At 62.3% G+C, this 15,213-nt stretch carries 16 protein-coding genes; 9 read left to right on the top strand and 7 right to left on the bottom strand.

Annotation, left to right across the window (positions count from 1 at the left end; all coding sequences use genetic code 11):
* Window positions 1-6 precede the first annotated feature (6 nt).
* The 5 genes from V6943_RS05440 to V6943_RS05420 all read left to right on the top strand — a co-directional run bounded on the left by V6943_RS05440 (window position 7) and on the right by V6943_RS05420 (window position 3,996).
* Window positions 7-780 (top strand): ABC transporter ATP-binding protein, encoded by a 774-nt coding sequence (locus V6943_RS05440; RefSeq protein ID WP_131651294.1) that lies wholly within the window; start codon window positions 7-9, stop codon window positions 778-780.
* Between the two features lie 14 nt (window positions 781-794).
* Window positions 795-1,550, top strand: a complete 756-nt coding sequence (locus V6943_RS05435; protein WP_340552826.1) for an ABC transporter substrate-binding protein — start codon at window positions 795-797, stop codon at window positions 1,548-1,550.
* A 62-nt stretch (window positions 1,551-1,612) separates the two neighbouring features.
* Window positions 1,613-2,308, top strand: coding sequence for an ABC transporter permease (locus V6943_RS05430; protein WP_131651292.1), 696 nt, complete (start codon window positions 1,613-1,615; stop codon window positions 2,306-2,308).
* Window positions 2,305-2,994: an ABC transporter permease gene (locus V6943_RS05425; RefSeq protein WP_131651291.1), complete on the top strand. Its 690-nt coding sequence runs from the start codon at window positions 2,305-2,307 to the stop codon at window positions 2,992-2,994. Before V6943_RS05430 ends, V6943_RS05425 begins: the two co-directional genes overlap by 4 nt.
* Window positions 2,995-3,099: 105 nt before the next feature.
* Window positions 3,100-3,996: a D-hexose-6-phosphate mutarotase gene (locus V6943_RS05420; protein ID WP_340552825.1), complete on the top strand. Its 897-nt coding sequence runs from the start codon at window positions 3,100-3,102 to the stop codon at window positions 3,994-3,996.
* A 146-nt stretch (window positions 3,997-4,142) separates the two neighbouring features.
* On the opposite strand, the gene V6943_RS05415 is transcribed toward V6943_RS05420, so the two are convergent.
* The 5 genes from V6943_RS05415 to purE form a co-directional block, all read right to left on the bottom strand.
* Window positions 4,143-4,829, bottom strand: coding sequence for a uracil-DNA glycosylase family protein (locus V6943_RS05415; RefSeq protein WP_445324110.1), 687 nt, complete (start codon window positions 4,827-4,829; stop codon window positions 4,143-4,145).
* A 15-nt stretch (window positions 4,830-4,844) separates the two neighbouring features.
* Entirely contained in the window at window positions 4,845-5,375 is a 531-nt protein-coding gene (locus tag V6943_RS05410) for a DUF3299 domain-containing protein (RefSeq protein ID WP_131651288.1), read from the bottom strand.
* Between the two features lie 53 nt (window positions 5,376-5,428).
* Window positions 5,429-5,680 carry a GlsB/YeaQ/YmgE family stress response membrane protein gene (locus tag V6943_RS05405; RefSeq protein ID WP_025243550.1) on the bottom strand — a complete coding sequence of 84 codons (252 nt, stop codon included), beginning with the start codon at window positions 5,678-5,680 and terminating at the stop codon, window positions 5,429-5,431.
* Between the two features lie 102 nt (window positions 5,681-5,782).
* Window positions 5,783-6,868: a 5-(carboxyamino)imidazole ribonucleotide synthase gene (locus V6943_RS05400; protein ID WP_340552823.1), complete on the bottom strand. Its 1,086-nt coding sequence runs from the start codon at window positions 6,866-6,868 to the stop codon at window positions 5,783-5,785.
* On the bottom strand, window positions 6,869-7,360 hold the full coding sequence (gene purE / locus V6943_RS05395; RefSeq protein WP_340552822.1) for a 5-(carboxyamino)imidazole ribonucleotide mutase: 492 nt from the start codon (window positions 7,358-7,360) through the stop codon (window positions 6,869-6,871).
* 340 nt (window positions 7,361-7,700) lie between these two features.
* Here purE and V6943_RS05390 point away from each other — a divergent pair, with 340 nt between their 5' ends.
* Window positions 7,701-9,083 carry a hypothetical protein gene (locus V6943_RS05390; RefSeq protein WP_340552821.1) on the top strand — a complete coding sequence of 461 codons (1,383 nt, stop codon included), beginning with the start codon at window positions 7,701-7,703 and terminating at the stop codon, window positions 9,081-9,083.
* Between the two features lie 70 nt (window positions 9,084-9,153).
* Here V6943_RS05390 and V6943_RS05385 read toward each other — a convergent pair whose 3' ends face one another.
* The gene (locus V6943_RS05385) at window positions 9,154-10,050 is read right to left on the bottom strand and encodes a LysR substrate-binding domain-containing protein (RefSeq protein WP_340552820.1); all 897 of its coding nucleotides are present in this window, start codon (window positions 10,048-10,050) and stop codon (window positions 9,154-9,156) included.
* A gap of 192 nt (window positions 10,051-10,242) precedes the next feature.
* On the opposite strand from V6943_RS05385, the gene V6943_RS05380 reads away from it, so the two are divergent.
* Both V6943_RS05380 and V6943_RS05375 read left to right on the top strand, forming a co-directional pair.
* Window positions 10,243-11,667 carry an aspartate ammonia-lyase gene (locus V6943_RS05380; RefSeq protein WP_197445315.1) on the top strand — a complete coding sequence of 475 codons (1,425 nt, stop codon included), beginning with the start codon at window positions 10,243-10,245 and terminating at the stop codon, window positions 11,665-11,667.
* A 220-nt stretch (window positions 11,668-11,887) separates the two neighbouring features.
* A complete protein-coding gene (locus V6943_RS05375; protein WP_340552819.1) occupies window positions 11,888-12,646 on the top strand; it encodes a substrate-binding periplasmic protein in 759 nt (252 codons plus the stop codon).
* Between the two features lie 87 nt (window positions 12,647-12,733).
* Here V6943_RS05375 and V6943_RS05370 read toward each other — a convergent pair whose 3' ends face one another.
* Window positions 12,734-13,555: a helix-turn-helix domain-containing protein gene (locus V6943_RS05370; protein WP_131651281.1), complete on the bottom strand. Its 822-nt coding sequence runs from the start codon at window positions 13,553-13,555 to the stop codon at window positions 12,734-12,736.
* Window positions 13,556-13,701: 146 nt separating this feature from the next.
* Here V6943_RS05370 and V6943_RS05365 point away from each other — a divergent pair, with 146 nt between their 5' ends.
* Window positions 13,702-15,141, top strand: a complete 1,440-nt coding sequence (locus V6943_RS05365) for an alanine/glycine:cation symporter family protein (protein ID WP_340552818.1) — start codon at window positions 13,702-13,704, stop codon at window positions 15,139-15,141.
* Window positions 15,142-15,213 lie beyond the last annotated feature (72 nt).

The raw sequence follows: 15,213 nt of genomic DNA, 5'->3' as shown, positions 1-15,213 counted from the left end.
AGCTCAATGGCCGAGGCCATACCCGCCCTGGAAATTCGCAACCTGCACAAGCGTTACGGCGATCTGGAAGTACTCAAGGGCATCTCGTTGACTGCGCGCGACGGCGATGTGATTTCTATCCTCGGCTCATCCGGCTCCGGAAAGTCGACGTTCTTGCGCTGCATCAACCTGCTGGAAAACCCCAACGAAGGCGAAATTCTCGTCGCCGGGGAACAGCTGCACCTCAAGCGCGCCAAAGACGGCGACCTGGTTGCGGCAGACGCCAAACAGATCAACCGGATGCGCAGCAAACTCGGTTTCGTGTTCCAGAACTTCAATCTCTGGCCGCACATGAGCGTGCTCGACAACATCATCGAGGCACCGCGCCGGGTGCTCGGTCAGAGCAAGGCCGAAGCCACCGAAGTGGCTGAGGCGCTGCTGGCCAAGGTCGGCATCGCCGACAAACGCCACGTTTATCCGAACCAGCTTTCCGGCGGCCAGCAGCAGCGGGCTGCGATTGCGCGCACCCTGGCGATGCAGCCGCAGGTGATCCTATTCGACGAGCCGACCTCGGCACTCGATCCGGAAATGGTACAAGAAGTGCTTGCAGTGATTCGGTCGCTGGCCGAAGAGGGTCGCACCATGCTGCTGGTCACCCATGAAATGAACTTCGCCAAACAGGTATCCAGTGAGGTGGTCTTCCTCCATCAGGGCCTGGTCGAAGAGCAAGGAACGCCGGAGCAGGTGTTCGACAACCCCCAATCGGCACGCTGTAAACAGTTCATGTCCAGTCATCGCTAATGGAGCAACACCGCATGAAAAGCTATAAGAAGATTCTGCTGACTGCCGCCGCCACCCTGATGCTCGGCGCCAATGCCTTTGCCGCCGACAAGCTACGCATCGGCACCGAAGGCGCCTACCCGCCCTTCAACCTGATCGACGCCAGCGGCCAGGTGGTCGGCTTCGATCTGGACATCGCCCACGCGCTCTGCGCCAAGATGGAAGTCGAGTGCGAAGTGGTGACCTCCGATTGGGATGGCATCATTCCCGCGCTGAACGCCGGCAAATTCGACTTCCTCGCCGCCTCCATGTCGGTCACCGAGGAACGCAAGAACGCTGTCGATTTCACCGACCACTACTACACCAACAAGCTGCAGTTCGTGGCGCCCAAGTCGGTGGACTTCAAGACCGACGAAAGCTATCTGGAAGGCAAGACCATCGGCGCTCAGCGGGCCACCATCGCCGGCACTTGGCTCGAAGACAACATGGACGACGTGGTCGACATCAAACTCTACGACACCCAGGAAAATGCCTACCTCGATCTGGCTTCCGGCCGCGTCGACGGCATCCTCGCCGACTCGTTCGTGCAGTGGGAATGGCTCAAGAGCGATGCCGGCAAGGACTTCGAATTCAAGGGCGAGCCGGTATTCGATGACGACAAGATCGCCATGGCCGTGCGCAAGGGCAACGATGAACTGCGTGAGAAGCTGAACAAGGCGCTGGCGGAAATCATCGCTGACGGCACTTACGAGAAACTCAACGCCAAGTACTTCCCCTTCAACATTTACTGATCCGTCTGAACCGAAGCCCGACCGCCAGATCTGGTAGGTCGGGCTTTGGTGTTTGAGCCCATATGATTCCCGACCTTCATGGATTCGGTCCGGCGCTGATCGCTGGCACCTGGATGACCATTCAGCTGGCCCTCGCGGCGCTGGCCCTCGGCCTTGTGCTAGGGCTGCTTGGTGCACTCGCCAAGACCTCTCCGTTCGCGACGCTGCGCTGGATTGGCGGCACTTACTCCACCATCGTACGCGGCATCCCCGAACTGCTCTGGGTACTGCTGATCTATTTCGGCACCATCGGCTTGGTACGCGGCATCGGTGAGATCTTTGGTATCGAAAATCTCGCACTCAGTCCCTTCGTCGCCGGCACCATCGCCCTCGGCCTTTGCTTTGGCGCTTATGCCACCGAGGTCTTCCGTGGCGCATTGCTGGCCATTCCCAAGGGTCATCGCGAAGCGGGACTGGCGCTGGGCCTGGGCAAGCGGCGGATCTTCATGCGCTTGATTCTGCCGCAGATGTGGCGCCTGGCCCTGCCCGGCCTGGGTAACCTGTTCATGATCCTGATGAAAGACACTGCGCTGGTATCGGTGATCGGCCTGGAAGAGATCATGCGTAGCTCCCAGATCGCCGTGACCGCCAGCAAGGAGCCCTTTACCTTCTTCGTGGTCGCCGCCTTCATCTACCTCGGCTTGACTGTCATCGCCATGACCGGCATGTACTTTCTCGAAAAACGTGCCGGACGCGGCTTTGTCAGGAGCGCGGCATGAGCTGGGAATTATTCATCAAGTGGCTGCCAGACTTTCTCGAAGGCGCCTGGCTTACTCTGCAGCTGGTCGGCGTTTCGGTCATCGCCGGGCTGATTCTCGCGTTGCCGCTGGGCATCGCACGGTCCTCGCGCATGCTTGCGGTGCGGGCACTGCCTTACGGGTACATCTTCTTCTTCCGTGGCACGCCGTTGCTGGTGCAGCTGTTTCTCGTCTATTACGGCATGGCGCAGTTCGAGGCCGTGCGCCAGAGTGTGCTCTGGCCGTATCTGCGTGATCCTTACTGGTGCGCGATCATCACCATGACGCTGCATACCGCCGCCTATATCGCCGAAATCCTGCGGGGCGCGATCCAGAACGTGCCGGCAGGCGAGGTCGAAGCCGCGCGGGCGCTGGGCATGTCTCGCCCCCAGGCCCTTTGGCACATCATTCTGCCCCGCGCCGCACGCATTGGCCTGCCGGCCTACAGCAACGAGGTGATTCTGATGCTCAAGGCCAGCGCCCTGGCCAGCACCATCACCTTGCTGGAACTGACCGGCATGGCACGCAAGATCGCCGCACGCACCTATATGCATGAGGAAATGTTCCTCACCGCCGGCCTGATCTATCTGGTCATCGCCTTCGTGCTGATGCAGGGCTTCAAGCTGCTCGAGCGCTGGCTGCGGGTGGATGCCTGCCAGGGGCGCTGATCTCGATACATGCCTCTTCGCCTACGGAGCGAAGAGGCTTTCGCAGCTGAATCCTGCCCTATCCGTGCGGTCAGACGGACACCTGAACCAACCACGAGATCGCCCATGTCAGTCGATATTCAACGCATCGAAAAGGACCAGCTCGCCTGCTGGCGCATCCGCCGTGGCGACGACGAACTGCTGATCGCCGAACAGGGCGCGCAGATACTCAGCTACCGCCAGGGCGATGCGCCGCCCATCATCTGGCTCAGCGAGGAAGCGGCCTTCCAGCAAGGCCAGTCGGTACGCGGCGGCGTGCCGATATGCTGGCCCTGGTTCGGCGATCTGGGGCGCAACCCCGAAGATGTGCAAGCGATGTATCAGGGCGAAGCCGAAGCACCCTTCCACGGACTGGTTCGCGACCTGGACTGGCAGCTGGAGCAACAGCGCTGCGAAGGCGGCACCGCCGTCCTCGAATTCGTTTGCCCGCAAGCCCAGGGAGCGCTGCCCGGCTGGCCCCACAGGGTAGAACTGACGCTGCAGATCCGCCTCGACGAACGCCTGCACATCGCGCTGATCAGCCGCAACCTGGGCGATCGGCCCGTCGCCCTCAGCCAAGCGCTGCACACCTACTTCGCCATCGGCGATATCCATCAGGTCTCAGTGGAAGGCCTGGATGGCTGTCGCTATATCGACACCCTGGACAACTGGCAGCAGCGCCAGCAGCAGGGCGAGCTGCGCTACAAGGGCGAGACCGACCGCATCTACCTGGACCTACCGCCTACGCTGAGCCTGGGCGACCCGCTGCTGAATCGCCGGATTACTCTACAAACCCAAGGTTCGCGCTCGGCCGTGCTGTGGAATCCCTGGATCGCCAAGGCGCAGCGCCTGTCACAGTTCGCCGACGATGCCTGGCAGCGGATGGCCTGCATCGAAACCGCCAATGCGATGGACGACCGGGTACGCCTCGAAGCAGGCGACAGCCACACCCTCGCAGTCACCATCAGCAGCGAATCACTCTAGGCTCTATCGTTTCTTTAGCATTGGATGCGCTCACTACCGGCGCTCTTCGTAGGGTGCGCTCCGCGCACCGAAAGCTGAGCTCAGTGGTAACCCCGCTCAGCTAACGCGTTCTTGATCTCAATATCTCGGTGCGCAGAGCGCGCACCCTACGTCTGCCGCGGGTCGGGATCCAGCAGTACCAGCCGCTCTTCGAGCAATGCAGGAAACCGCTTGAACCACGTCTGGTTCAGCGGCGACGGATGCGGCAAGGGATAGAGCCTGAAGGCGCGCTTCGCACCGTCCGCCGCCTGCAGCTCGACCTCGATGGAGGCGCTGAAACGGTCCTCGCTCTGCCAGAACTGCTCGATACGCTGGCGTACCTCGGCGGGCTGATCGATACCGAACCAGAGGAAGGCCTCGCGGCCCAGCGTGATGATCGCTTCGCCGTGCCAGCTTTCGATGAGCAACTGGCGCATCTGCGGAAGAAAGCGGCGCTTGACCTTCATCGACCACGCCTTGTTGCCGATCGGCTTGTACGGCACGGTGTTGATCCAAAAGAACTTTTCACTAAGCGTACGCCCGGCTTCGAAGTCCGGCATGTCTTCACCATGCAGATGCCGGTAGAGCACCTTGCGCACCAGTTGCCCGCCGCTACCGATGAACGGCTCACCATGGCGAACTTCCTCCCGTCCCGGATCACGACCGAAGAAGGCGATCGGCGCATCGGCGTCGCCCAGGCCGATGATGGGTTCGAGCGGGTCTTTACCGAAGCGCTGGTACACCTCGACATCAATACCCTCGGTATCTGCGGCGAGTTCGCGAAAAGCCTGGCGTTGCCCCTGATTCACAGTCACTGGCATTGGCCTCGTTCAAAAGTCGCTCTCGTCCACCAACGCCACGTTTGCGGCAGTCAGCGCGTATGCCGCATCGGCCAGATCATTGCTGACCGGCTCGATCTGCAGCATGCCGTCCACCCAAAGGGGCGCATAGATGTCTTCCAGCATGATGCCGGCCGGATAGCGAACCAACACGATCTGATTGGGTGGCGGCGGCGGAACGTGAATGCATGCACCCGGATAAGGCACCAGAAAGAACTCGGTGCTGCGGCCCCTGCTGTCGGTTTCCAGCGGCACTGGATAACCGCCGAGGCGGATCTGCTGGCCGTTCAGTGATGGCACTGTCTTAGCTGAATACATTACCTCGGGTAAGCCGCGCCCTTGCTTGAGCCCACCCTGATCGCTGAAGCCATCGGTCTCAGGAGAGTCGTGCTCGATCTCTGGCATCTCCTCCAATGCCTTGCGGTCCTCGGCGGGCATCAACTCGAGCCAGTCGAGTTCGTCCGGAGCCGCTTGAACGAGGGTTGAGACGCACAGCAAAAGAGGCAGGATGATCGAGCGCATGAGAACCGAGGGGTAGTGAGATCGGGGCCGCCCGAAGCGCGGCCCCGGACGGATCAGTGTTTACGGCTGGTCACCATGCCATAGATCACCAGCAGGATGATCGCACCGACCACCGCGCCGATAAAGCCGGCACCTTCGCCAGCCTCGTACAGGCCGAGCGCTTGGCCGCCATAGGTGGCGAGCAGCGAACCGCCGATACCCAGCAGGATGGTCATGATCCAGCCCATGCTGTCGTTGCCGGGCTTCAGGAAGCGTGCGATGAGGCCCACGATCAGGCCGATGATGATGGTTCCGATGATGCCCATTGGCAGTCTCCCTCAGGTCCGAAAAATACGCGTTACGTATCTTCGGACCGGAGAGGGGCTAGGCAGTTCGCCACTGAATACCCCAGGCCAGACGGCCGGTGATCAGTCGCGGTCGATCAGCGACTCGACCGCGGTGATCTGCCGATCAAGCGTGGCGCGGTCCGGGCAGCGCAACGTTGCGTGACCGACTTTGCGTCCGACCTTGAACGCCTTGCCATAGTGATGCAGGTGGCAGTCCTCGACCGCGATGACCTTAGCCACTGGCGGCACTTCGCCGATAAAGTTGAGCATGGCGCTTTCGCCCAGTTTCGCCGTCGAGCCCAGCGGCAAGCCGGCCACCGCACGCAGGTGATTCTCGAACTGGCTGCACTCGGCGCCTTCGATGGTCCAGTGACCGGAGTTGTGCACGCGCGGCGCGATCTCGTTGGCCTTGAGGCCGCCGTCCACCTCGAAGAACTCGAAGGCCAGCACGCCGACATAATCCAGCTCTGTCAGCACCCGCCCGACGTAATCCTCGGCCAGCGACTGCAGTGGATGATTGCTGCTGGCCACCGACAACCGCAGGATGCCGTCTTCGTGAGTGTTGTGGACCAGCGGATAGAAACAGGTCTCGCCGTCGCGAGCGCGCACGGCAATCAACGACACCTCACCGCTGAACGGCACGAAGCCTTCCAGAATGCACGGCACGCTGCCCAGCTCGGCAAAAGCACTGCTGACGTCGGACTGCTTGCGCAGCACCTTCTGGCCCTTGCCGTCATAGCCCAGGGTGCGCGTCTTGAGCACGGCCGGCAGGCCGATGCTGGCCACGGCGGCATCGAGATCGGCTTGGGACTGGATATCGGCGAAGGCCGGCGTAGGGATGCCAAGGTCCTTGAACATCGACTTCTCGAACCAGCGATCACGGGCGATACGCAGCGCATCGGCGCTCGGATAGACCGGCACGAACTGCGAGAGGAAGGCCACGGTCTCGGCGGGCACGCTCTCGAACTCGAAGGTCACCAGATCCACTTCATCGGCCAGCTGCCGCAGGTGATCCTGATCGCCATAGTCGGCACGCAGGTGCTCGCCGAGCACCGCGGCGCAGGCGTCCGGCGCCGGATCGAGAAAGGCGAAGTTCATGCCCAGCGGCGTTCCTGCCAGGGCGAGCATGCGGCCGAGCTGGCCGCCACCGATCACGCCGATCTTCATTTATGCGTTCCTCGGATCCGGATTATCGAGCACGGTCTGGGTTTGTTCGTCGCGGAATTTCTTCAACGCAACGTGATATTCAGGGAATTCGTGACCGATGATGCTGGCCGACAATAAAGCGGCGTTGACCGCGCCCGCCTTGCCGATGGCCAGGGTCGCGACCGGCACGCCCGCGGGCATCTGCACGATGGACAGCAGCGAGTCGACACCCGAGAGCATCGACGACTGCACCGGTACGCCCAGCACCGGCAGATGAGTCTTGGCCGCGCACATGCCTGGTAGATGCGCCGCGCCGCCGGCACCGGCAATGATCACCCGTAGCCCCCGTTCTTCCGCCTTCTCGGCGTACTGGAACAGTAGATCGGGCGTGCGGTGTGCGGACACCACGGTGACTTCATGCGGAATGCCGAGTTTTTCCAGCATCTCGGCGGTGTGGCTGAGGGTGGACCAATCGGACTTGGAGCCCATGATCACGCCTACCAGTGCGGTCATCGTCGTGCCTCTCGTCGTGCGCTGCGCAGCGCTACAAAAACGACAAGCCACGCACTGGGGGCGTGGCTTGCATGCAGGGCAAACCAGCGAAGGTGCTGGTTCGAAGGCGCGGCATTATACCGGAAAGCCGCGCATGTCGCGCCTGCGGCTTGACAGCCGGACGGCTGCATGAAGGCCGCTCATCTTCGATGCCGTAACGAATGCCACTAAGCGGAACACCGCACGCCTGCCACGACAATGACGAGCCCCGCTCCGAACGCTGGCAGGCAAGCCCTCATGACGGCCAGCGCTGCTTTCGGCCAGGCTTGGTATGCTCCTCGCGTATCGTATCGGAGGTGCCGTGTTCTCATTGAAGCGCCAGGGCGATTTTCGCCTGCAATTGAGCCGTACGCTGACCAAGCCGGGGCGTCATCAGGTCGAGCTGTACCTGTTCACCCCCCATGAGACCACCTTTTCCACCCGCGCCCTGACCGAAGAGCAGTTCTTTCACAGCGCCCTGACCCACCGCTTTCGGCTGCTGGGCCTGCCGGCCCAGGACCGGGCCAGCAAGCTGGATACCTCCTATTCGCTGCTGTCGCCGCACTACGAAATCATGCATGGGGCCTCGTTCTTCCAGTTCCAGGCGTCTTTGGATCGCCTGCGTCAGCAGTTGCAGGGCAAGGCGACAGCCGAGCCGCTGGCACGTGCCCTGCGGCTCAGCCAGAACTACGCCCAGCGCCTGCGCAAGGCCGAGCCGAAGCAAAGCAAGCAATCGCGCTACTTTCGCCAGGTGGATATCTATTTTTCCTGGCTTGCGGAGCAGTTCCTGCTGGAAAGCATGACCCTGGAAGGCTTCGCGGACCTCGACGAAGAGCTGCAACAGGCGGTGCACGAATTCCTGCACCAAGAACGCCGCTACCGCACCGAACGCGACTATCTCAGCGACTTCCAGGGGGCGCCGACCCGCGTCTGGAACCGCATGAGCCTTTATCTACGATTGCTGGAATACCCGGTGGTGCTGCGCCAGAAGCTCACCGCACTGGGCGCCGGCACCCGCAAGCTGGTGAAGGCGGCCTCTACCATGCTGATCATGTCGCTGTTCACATACTTCCTGTTCAACGTGCGCGACGCCAGTCAGAAAATGTCCCTGGCGCTGCTGGTCGGTATCGCGCTGGTTTACGCGGTGCGCGACCTGCTGCGCGACGACCTGATCGACACCGTCACGCGCTGGCTGCGCAAGGGCAAGCCGCGCTGGAAGATCCGTCTGCTAATGCCCTATACCCAGGCGTCCATGGCCCAGCAGCTGGTCTGGCTCGACTACCGCAAGCTGTCCGAGCTGAGCAAGGCCGTGCGCGAGCATTCCGGCAAGTGGGCCACCAACGAGGAGCGGCAGATCGTCTGCTACCGCTCATGGCTGCACCTGGAAAAGGCGGCGCTGGTACAGGACGAGCTCCAGGAACGCCTGATCCTCGATTGCGAGCCGCTGTGCGCAATGATCCAGGCCAGCCATCAGCAGCTGTTCGAGTGGAAGGAAGCAGAGGACCAGCCGGTGGCCATCCAGGCGCACACCATCGAAAAGCAGCACGACTACAACCTGCTACTGGTGCATCGACAGCCGGGACAGGAAGCTACCGTGGCACAGCGCTGGACGCTGCGCCTGGGTGCCGGGGGCATCGTACGCTGTGTGAACAAGTCGGTGAACTGGCCCGAGCTACCAAAACGACGCCTATGGCGGCGGGCCTGACTGCACGCTCCAGGCGCTCGCCAATGCCGCATGAATGGTCGCTGACAGAACTGCGACACAAATCTCGTCGCTACCCGCCACCCTCCAGCCGGCGCCACAGCAGCCGCACCGCCGCCTTGCGCACCAGCGCGCAGCGATACAGGCGGATTTCCAGCGGCAGGCGCCAGGTTTCGTCGGCGCACTCCACCAGTTCGCCGCGCTGCAGTTCGGCGGTGATGCTCAGGCGCGGCACCCAGGCTACGCCGAGGCCTTGCAAGGCCATGCTTTTCAGGCTGTCGGCCATGGCGGTTTCGTACACCGTGGTGCAGCGCAGCCGGCGTTGGCGCAGCAGGCCGTTGACCGAACGGCCGAGAAAAGCGCCGGCACTGTAGGCCAGTAGCGGGACGCTCTGGCCGCTGTTCAAGTCGAATAGCGGGCTGCCCTGCTTATCGACGGCGCAGACCGGCAACATTTCGCTGTTGGCTAAGTGCTGGGAGGGGAAGATGTCCGCATCCAGCTGCAGCGCGGCGTCGGGATCGTGATAAGCCAGCATCAGGTCACAGGCGCCTTCGCGCAGGGCGTGCACCGCTTCGCCCACATTTGTCGCCATCAGGCGGGTGCTGGGGCTCAGGCCCAGCTCACGCAGGCCGGCAATCCATTGTGGAAAAAACCCAAGCGCCAGCGAGTGTGCCGCCGAAACCTGCAGCACCTCGCCCTGCTGGCCTTCCAGGTGATGCAGATGACGCAGCACCTCGCCGAGCTGTTCGACCAGGCTACGTGCGGTGATCAGAAACAGCTGACCGGCCTCGGTCAACTCGATCGGCGTTCGCGTGCGGTTCACCAGCGTAATCCCGAGACTGTTTTCCAGGCTGCGAATGCGACGACTGAACGCCGGTTGGGTGACGAAGCGCCGCTCGGCCGCTTGGGAAAAGCTACGGGTCGCAGCCAGGGTGACGAAGTCTTCCAGCCATTTCGTTTCGATGTTCATGCCGGCTCCTGGCAGGCGTGGGAAAGTTCCGATCGTGCTTCGCAATAACGCTCCAGAGCGAAACGACGTCACATCATCGTTATGCCGATCATGCATGACCCAGCGATTAACGGCATTGGCCGGAAACAGGCCTCAAGCCCTATGGTGGCGGCCTTCGCGGCAACTGCCGCTTTCTCTCGGATGAGAACCCTCATGTCCTCCGCTGCATCATTCCGCCTCGAAAAAGACCTGCTCGGCTCCCTCGAAGTACCCGCTGACGCCTACTACGGCATCCAGACCCTGCGCGCCGTTCATAACTTCCGCCTCTCCGGCGTGCCGCTGGCGCATTACCCGAAATTGGTGGTCGCGCTGGCGATGGTCAAGCAGGCGGCAGCGGACGCCAACCGTGAGCTGGGCCATCTGAGCGACGCTAAGCACTTGGCCATCAGCCAGGCCTGCGCGCAGCTGATTCGCGGCGATTTTCACGACCAGTTCGTCGTCGACATGATCCAGGGCGGCGCCGGCACCTCGACCAACATGAACGCCAACGAGGTGATCGCCAACCTGGCGCTGGAATACATGGGCCATGCCAAGGGCGAGTACCGCCACCTGCACCCGAACAACGACGTGAACATGGCGCAGTCCACCAACGACGCCTACCCCACGGCCATTCGCCTGGGCCTGCTGCTCGGCCACGACACCCTGCTGGCCAGCCTCGACAGCCTGGTCGGAGCCTTCGCCGACAAGGGTGCGGAATTCGCCCACGTGCTCAAGATGGGCCGCACCCAGCTGCAGGACGCGGTGCCGATGACCCTCGGCCAGGAATTCCGCGCCTTCGCCACCACGCTTGGTGAAGACCTTGAGCACCTGCGCCTGATCGCGCCGCAGCTGCTGGTCGAAGTGAACCTCGGCGGCACCGCCATCGGTACCGGCATCAACGCTGACCCGAACTATCAGGCCCTGGCCGTGCAACGCCTGGCGACCATCAGTGGGCATCCGCTGAAACCCGCTGCCGACCTCATCGAAGCCACCTCAGACATGGGCGCCTTCGTCACCTTCTCGAGCATGCTCAAGCGTCTGGCGGTCAAGCTGTCGAAGATCTGCAACGACCTGCGCTTGCTCTCCAGCGGCCCGCGTACCGGCATCAACGAGATCAACCTGCCGCCACGCCAGCCGGGCAGTTCGATCATGCCGGGCAAGGTCAACCCAGTGATCCCGGAGGCGGTCAACCAAGTCGCCTTCGAGGTGATCGGCAACGATCTGTCGCTGACCATCGCCGCCGAAGCCGGCCAGCTGCAGCTCAACGTCATGGAGCCGCTGATCGCCTTCAAACTGTTCGATTCGATCCGCCTGCTGCAGCGCGCCATGGACATGCTGCGCGAGCATTGCATCGTCGGCATCACGGCGAACGAGGATCGCTGCCGCGAGCTGATGGAGAACTCCATCGGCCTGATCACCGCGCTGAACCCCTACATCGGCTACGAGAATGCCACCCGCATCGCCGGCCAGGCGCTGCTCAGCGGTCGCGGCGTGCTGGAGCTGGTGCGCGAGGAACAACTGCTGGACGACGCCACCCTGGACGACATCCTGCGCCCGGAAAATATGATTGCGCCGCGGCTGGTGCCGCTAAAGGGCTGACGGCATACCGCCTACGTGCTGCTTGCGCCACGGCTTCCGCGAGCGGGTATGCCGGATCGGATGAAGGCTATAACGCCCGCGCTGACTCAAAGCGCGGGCTTTTTTTGCTCTGCCCATAGCGGCAGAGATGATCATGCACCAACCACAGCCAGAACCGTGATACGGCACAAATCACCGCTTACAGGCCTTGCGTAGAATCCGCCGATTCTTCGGAGGCCCCATGCGCAAACTACTCGCCGTTACCATGTTGCTCAGCTCTTTCGTTGCCGCGCCGCTCGCTCAAGCGGAGCTTCCGCAGGGCTACGAAGTAGTGCTGCAAACCGAGAACTTCCCGCCTTTCAACATGGCCGACGACGGCAAAAACTTCGCGCGCGAGCAGAACATCCAAGGCATAAGCGCGACCACCGTTCGGGAAATGTTCAAGCGCGCCGGCATCGCCTACTCGATGACGCTGCGCTTTCCTTGGGATCGCATCTATCAGTCGACGCTCGATCTGCCCGACCACGGCCTGTTCTCCACGTCCATGACCGATGAGCGCCGACCACTATTCAAATGGGTCGGCCCCATAGCCCAGTACGAAAGCGTGCTGCTTTCGGCGCCGGGTACGGACCTCAAGCTGACCAGCCTCGAGCAGGCCAGAGGCTATCGGATTGGAGCGTACAAGAGCAGCGCCGTCAGCCAGCGCGTCGAAGCCCAGGGCCTGGCGCCGATCAATGCGCTGCGCGATCAGGAAAATCTGCAAAAACTGCTCAGTGGCACGATTGATCTCTGGGCCACCTCGGACCCGGTCTGGCGCCACTACGCCAGGCAGGAAGGCGTGAGCGATTTCAACACCGTGCTGGTGTTCAACTCCGCCCCGCTGTACCTGGCCCTGAACAAGGACACGCCCGATGAAGTCGTCACGCGCCTGCAGAAGGCGCTGGATGAGATGAAGACCGAAGGCTACGGCAGCTGCGTCAAACATCCCGAGCTCTGCTGAACCTCCCACTACGCCAATGGAGCGCAAGGCGCTATTGGCGCCTGACCTCAACCGCGGGCCCCAGCCAAGGCGAACGCGAGCCCGCCGCTACTCGATCTCGAACAAGCCATCACGCATGGACGCCGATGCCAGCCGCTCACGGATTTCCGGGTCGATGCGCGGATCGTCCAGGTCGTAGAGCATGACCTGGCGATAGGCGTTGACCCGGTTGATCTCGCTGCCCAGGTATTCCCACACCACGCGCGTGCATAACGGGGTTCGTCGATCGCCACTGGAGACGCCGGTCTTGAGTCCGTTCAGACGTTTGATGCGGCTCTTGAAGCTGGGGATAAGAATGGTCTGGCTCATCTCGTTGCTCGTCAGCGACTCGTAGTCGATGAGGAACAGGCGATCCTGCAGATAGAACGCCGCGCCCAGATAACGGCAACGCACTACCCAATCCTCGGCCTTGGGATTGTCAGCGCGCGACTGTTCCTGTCGCTCCTGCCGTTCGAAAACGAAGCTGCCGCGATCCTCGCGCAGGTGCACCAGCGAGAGCAGGATCTTCCCCGGCACTGACATGCAGTTGGCGTACTCGAAGTAATACCCGCAGTAGCGTGAAAGGCTGCTGGCGTTGTCGCGTAGCGGCTGAAACAGCTCGAGCAGCGGGTCGCTGGCGGCGATGCGTTCGTGATCATGGCTGCGCATGCCAATCAGCTGGGCGAACTGGTCGCTGGGCAGGGCCAGTTCATAGCCTTCGACGCCGAAAAAATCACAGATGCGTTTGAGGTTGTGCGCGGTCGGGCGGCTCTGGCCGTTCAGGTATTTGTTGAACTGGGCGCGGTTGATGGACAGCTTCCGGCACACCTCGGCGATCGAGCGGTAGTGACTGCAAAGCAGTTTGAGGTTGGCGCCGAGATGGTCGTGCATGATCTGTTCCGATGATGCGAGCGGCGCAATACTAGCATCAACTCGCGCCAACTCGCCGCGACCTGCGTAATTGTGTGACCAATGCGTCTGGCCAACCATTCCGCCCTGCGTTCCTGACTTCCAAAACAACAAGAGATCACTACGCCATGCTCGATATTCTCAACGACCTCATCTGGAGCAAGCTCCTGATCGTCATGCTGGTCGGCCTGGGTCTGTATTTCACGATCCGCTCCGGCTTCGTCCAGTTCCGCTACTTCGGCAGCATGTTCCGTATCTTCGGCGAGGCCTTCAAGCGCAAGCCCGGCCAGCTCAGTTCGTTCCAGGCGCTGATGCTCAGCGTCGCCGGTCGTGTCGGCGCGGGCAACATCGCCGGCGTCGCGGTCGCCATCATGCTCGGCGGGCCGGGTGCGGTGTTCTGGATGTGGATGGTGGCGCTGGTCGGTATGGCCACCAGTTATTTCGAATGCTTGCTGGCGCAACTCTACAAGCGCCGCCAGGCGGACGGCAGCTACCGTGGCGGCCCGGCGTTCTACATGCTGCACGGGCTGCGCCAGCGCTGGATGGCGGTACTGTTCTCGGTCTTGCTGCTGGTTACCTTCGGCTTCGGTTTCAACGCACTGCAGTCCTACACCGTGGCCAGCTCGATGCACGACACCTTCGGCGTGCCGACCTACATCAGCGGCGTAGTGCTGGCGATCATCATGGCGATGATCATCTTCGGCGGCATCCGTCGTATCGCCAGCATCGCAGACGTTCTCGTGCCGATCATGGCCTTCGCCTATATCGGCATGGCGCTGGTGGTGATCGGCCTGAACGCCGAAATGGTGCCCGAAGCACTGACGCTCATCGTGCGCAGCGCATTCGGTCTCGAACCGGCATTCGCCGGAGGCATCGGCGCGGCGATCATCATGGGTGTCAAGCGGGGGCTGTTCTCCAACGAGGCCGGCCTGGGCAGCGCACCGAACGTCGCGGCAGTGGCCGAAGTGAAGCACCCGGCGACGCAAGGCATCGTGCAGTCGCTCAGCGTGTTCATCGACACCCTGCTGGTGTGCACCAGCACGGCGCTGATCATCCTGCTGTCGGGCGTTTACAGCCCCGAGACCGCAGACGTCGCGGGCGTAGTCATGACGCAAACGGCGTTGGCTGCGGTCGTCGGCGAGTGGGGCCGGGTATTCATCAGCATCGCGCTGCTGCTCTTCGTGTTCACCACCCTGATCTACAACTACTACCTGGGCGAGAACGCACTGGGCTTCTTCAGCGACAAGCGTGCCCTGATCCAGGGCTACCGTGCGCTGGTGATTGCCCTGGTGCTCTGGGGTTCGCTGCAGGATCTGGGCACCGTGTTCGCCTTCGCCGACCTGACCATGGGCCTGCTGGCGATCGTCAACCTGATCGCCGTGGCACTGCTGTTCAAGACCGGCCTGCGCCTGATGCACGACTACGATGCGCAGGTACGCGCCGGCATCGAGCAGCCGGTGCTCAATGCGAAGGATTACGCTGACTTGGACATCGACCACAGCGCCTGGCCGGCCACACCCGCGCCAACCAGCGAAGCGCCCGTAGCCGGAACCGTGCTGCAACGTTGAGCCGGTAGCGCCGCGATGCACGGCCAGGGTTTGTTGACGCTTCGTTCGCGGCGACGAAACGTCAACAGACCT

Source organism: Pseudomonas sp. CBC3 (assembly GCF_037967085.1).
Lineage (GTDB): Bacteria > Pseudomonadota > Gammaproteobacteria > Pseudomonadales > Pseudomonadaceae > Stutzerimonas.
The sequence above is the reverse complement of the archived record's forward strand: the minus strand, read 5'-3'. Positions and strand labels throughout refer to the sequence as shown.

What these genes read in the sequence shown, in the direction of transcription:
- V6943_RS05440 (WP_131651294.1), top strand. Translation starts at nt 7, where the DNA reads ATGGCCGAGGCCATACCCGCCCTGGAAATTCGCAACCTGCACAAGCGT.
- V6943_RS05435 (WP_340552826.1), top strand. Translation starts at nt 795, where the DNA reads ATGAAAAGCTATAAGAAGATTCTGCTGACTGCCGCCGCCACCCTGATG.
- V6943_RS05430 (WP_131651292.1), top strand. Translation starts at nt 1,613, where the DNA reads ATGATTCCCGACCTTCATGGATTCGGTCCGGCGCTGATCGCTGGCACC.
- V6943_RS05425 (WP_131651291.1), top strand. Translation starts at nt 2,305, where the DNA reads ATGAGCTGGGAATTATTCATCAAGTGGCTGCCAGACTTTCTCGAAGGC.
- V6943_RS05420 (WP_340552825.1), top strand. Translation starts at nt 3,100, where the DNA reads ATGTCAGTCGATATTCAACGCATCGAAAAGGACCAGCTCGCCTGCTGG.
- V6943_RS05410 (WP_131651288.1), bottom strand. Translation starts at nt 5,375, where the DNA reads ATGCGCTCGATCATCCTGCCTCTTTTGCTGTGCGTCTCAACCCTCGTT.
- V6943_RS05405 (WP_025243550.1), bottom strand. Translation starts at nt 5,680, where the DNA reads ATGGGCATCATCGGAACCATCATCATCGGCCTGATCGTGGGCCTCATC.
- V6943_RS05400 (WP_340552823.1), bottom strand. Translation starts at nt 6,868, where the DNA reads ATGAAGATCGGCGTGATCGGTGGCGGCCAGCTCGGCCGCATGCTCGCC.
- purE (WP_340552822.1), bottom strand. Translation starts at nt 7,360, where the DNA reads ATGACCGCACTGGTAGGCGTGATCATGGGCTCCAAGTCCGATTGGTCC.
- V6943_RS05385 (WP_340552820.1), bottom strand. Translation starts at nt 10,050, where the DNA reads ATGAACATCGAAACGAAATGGCTGGAAGACTTCGTCACCCTGGCTGCG.
- V6943_RS05380 (WP_197445315.1), top strand. Translation starts at nt 10,243, where the DNA reads ATGTCCTCCGCTGCATCATTCCGCCTCGAAAAAGACCTGCTCGGCTCC.
- V6943_RS05375 (WP_340552819.1), top strand. Translation starts at nt 11,888, where the DNA reads ATGCGCAAACTACTCGCCGTTACCATGTTGCTCAGCTCTTTCGTTGCC.
- V6943_RS05370 (WP_131651281.1), bottom strand. Translation starts at nt 13,555, where the DNA reads ATGCACGACCATCTCGGCGCCAACCTCAAACTGCTTTGCAGTCACTAC.
- V6943_RS05365 (WP_340552818.1), top strand. Translation starts at nt 13,702, where the DNA reads ATGCTCGATATTCTCAACGACCTCATCTGGAGCAAGCTCCTGATCGTC.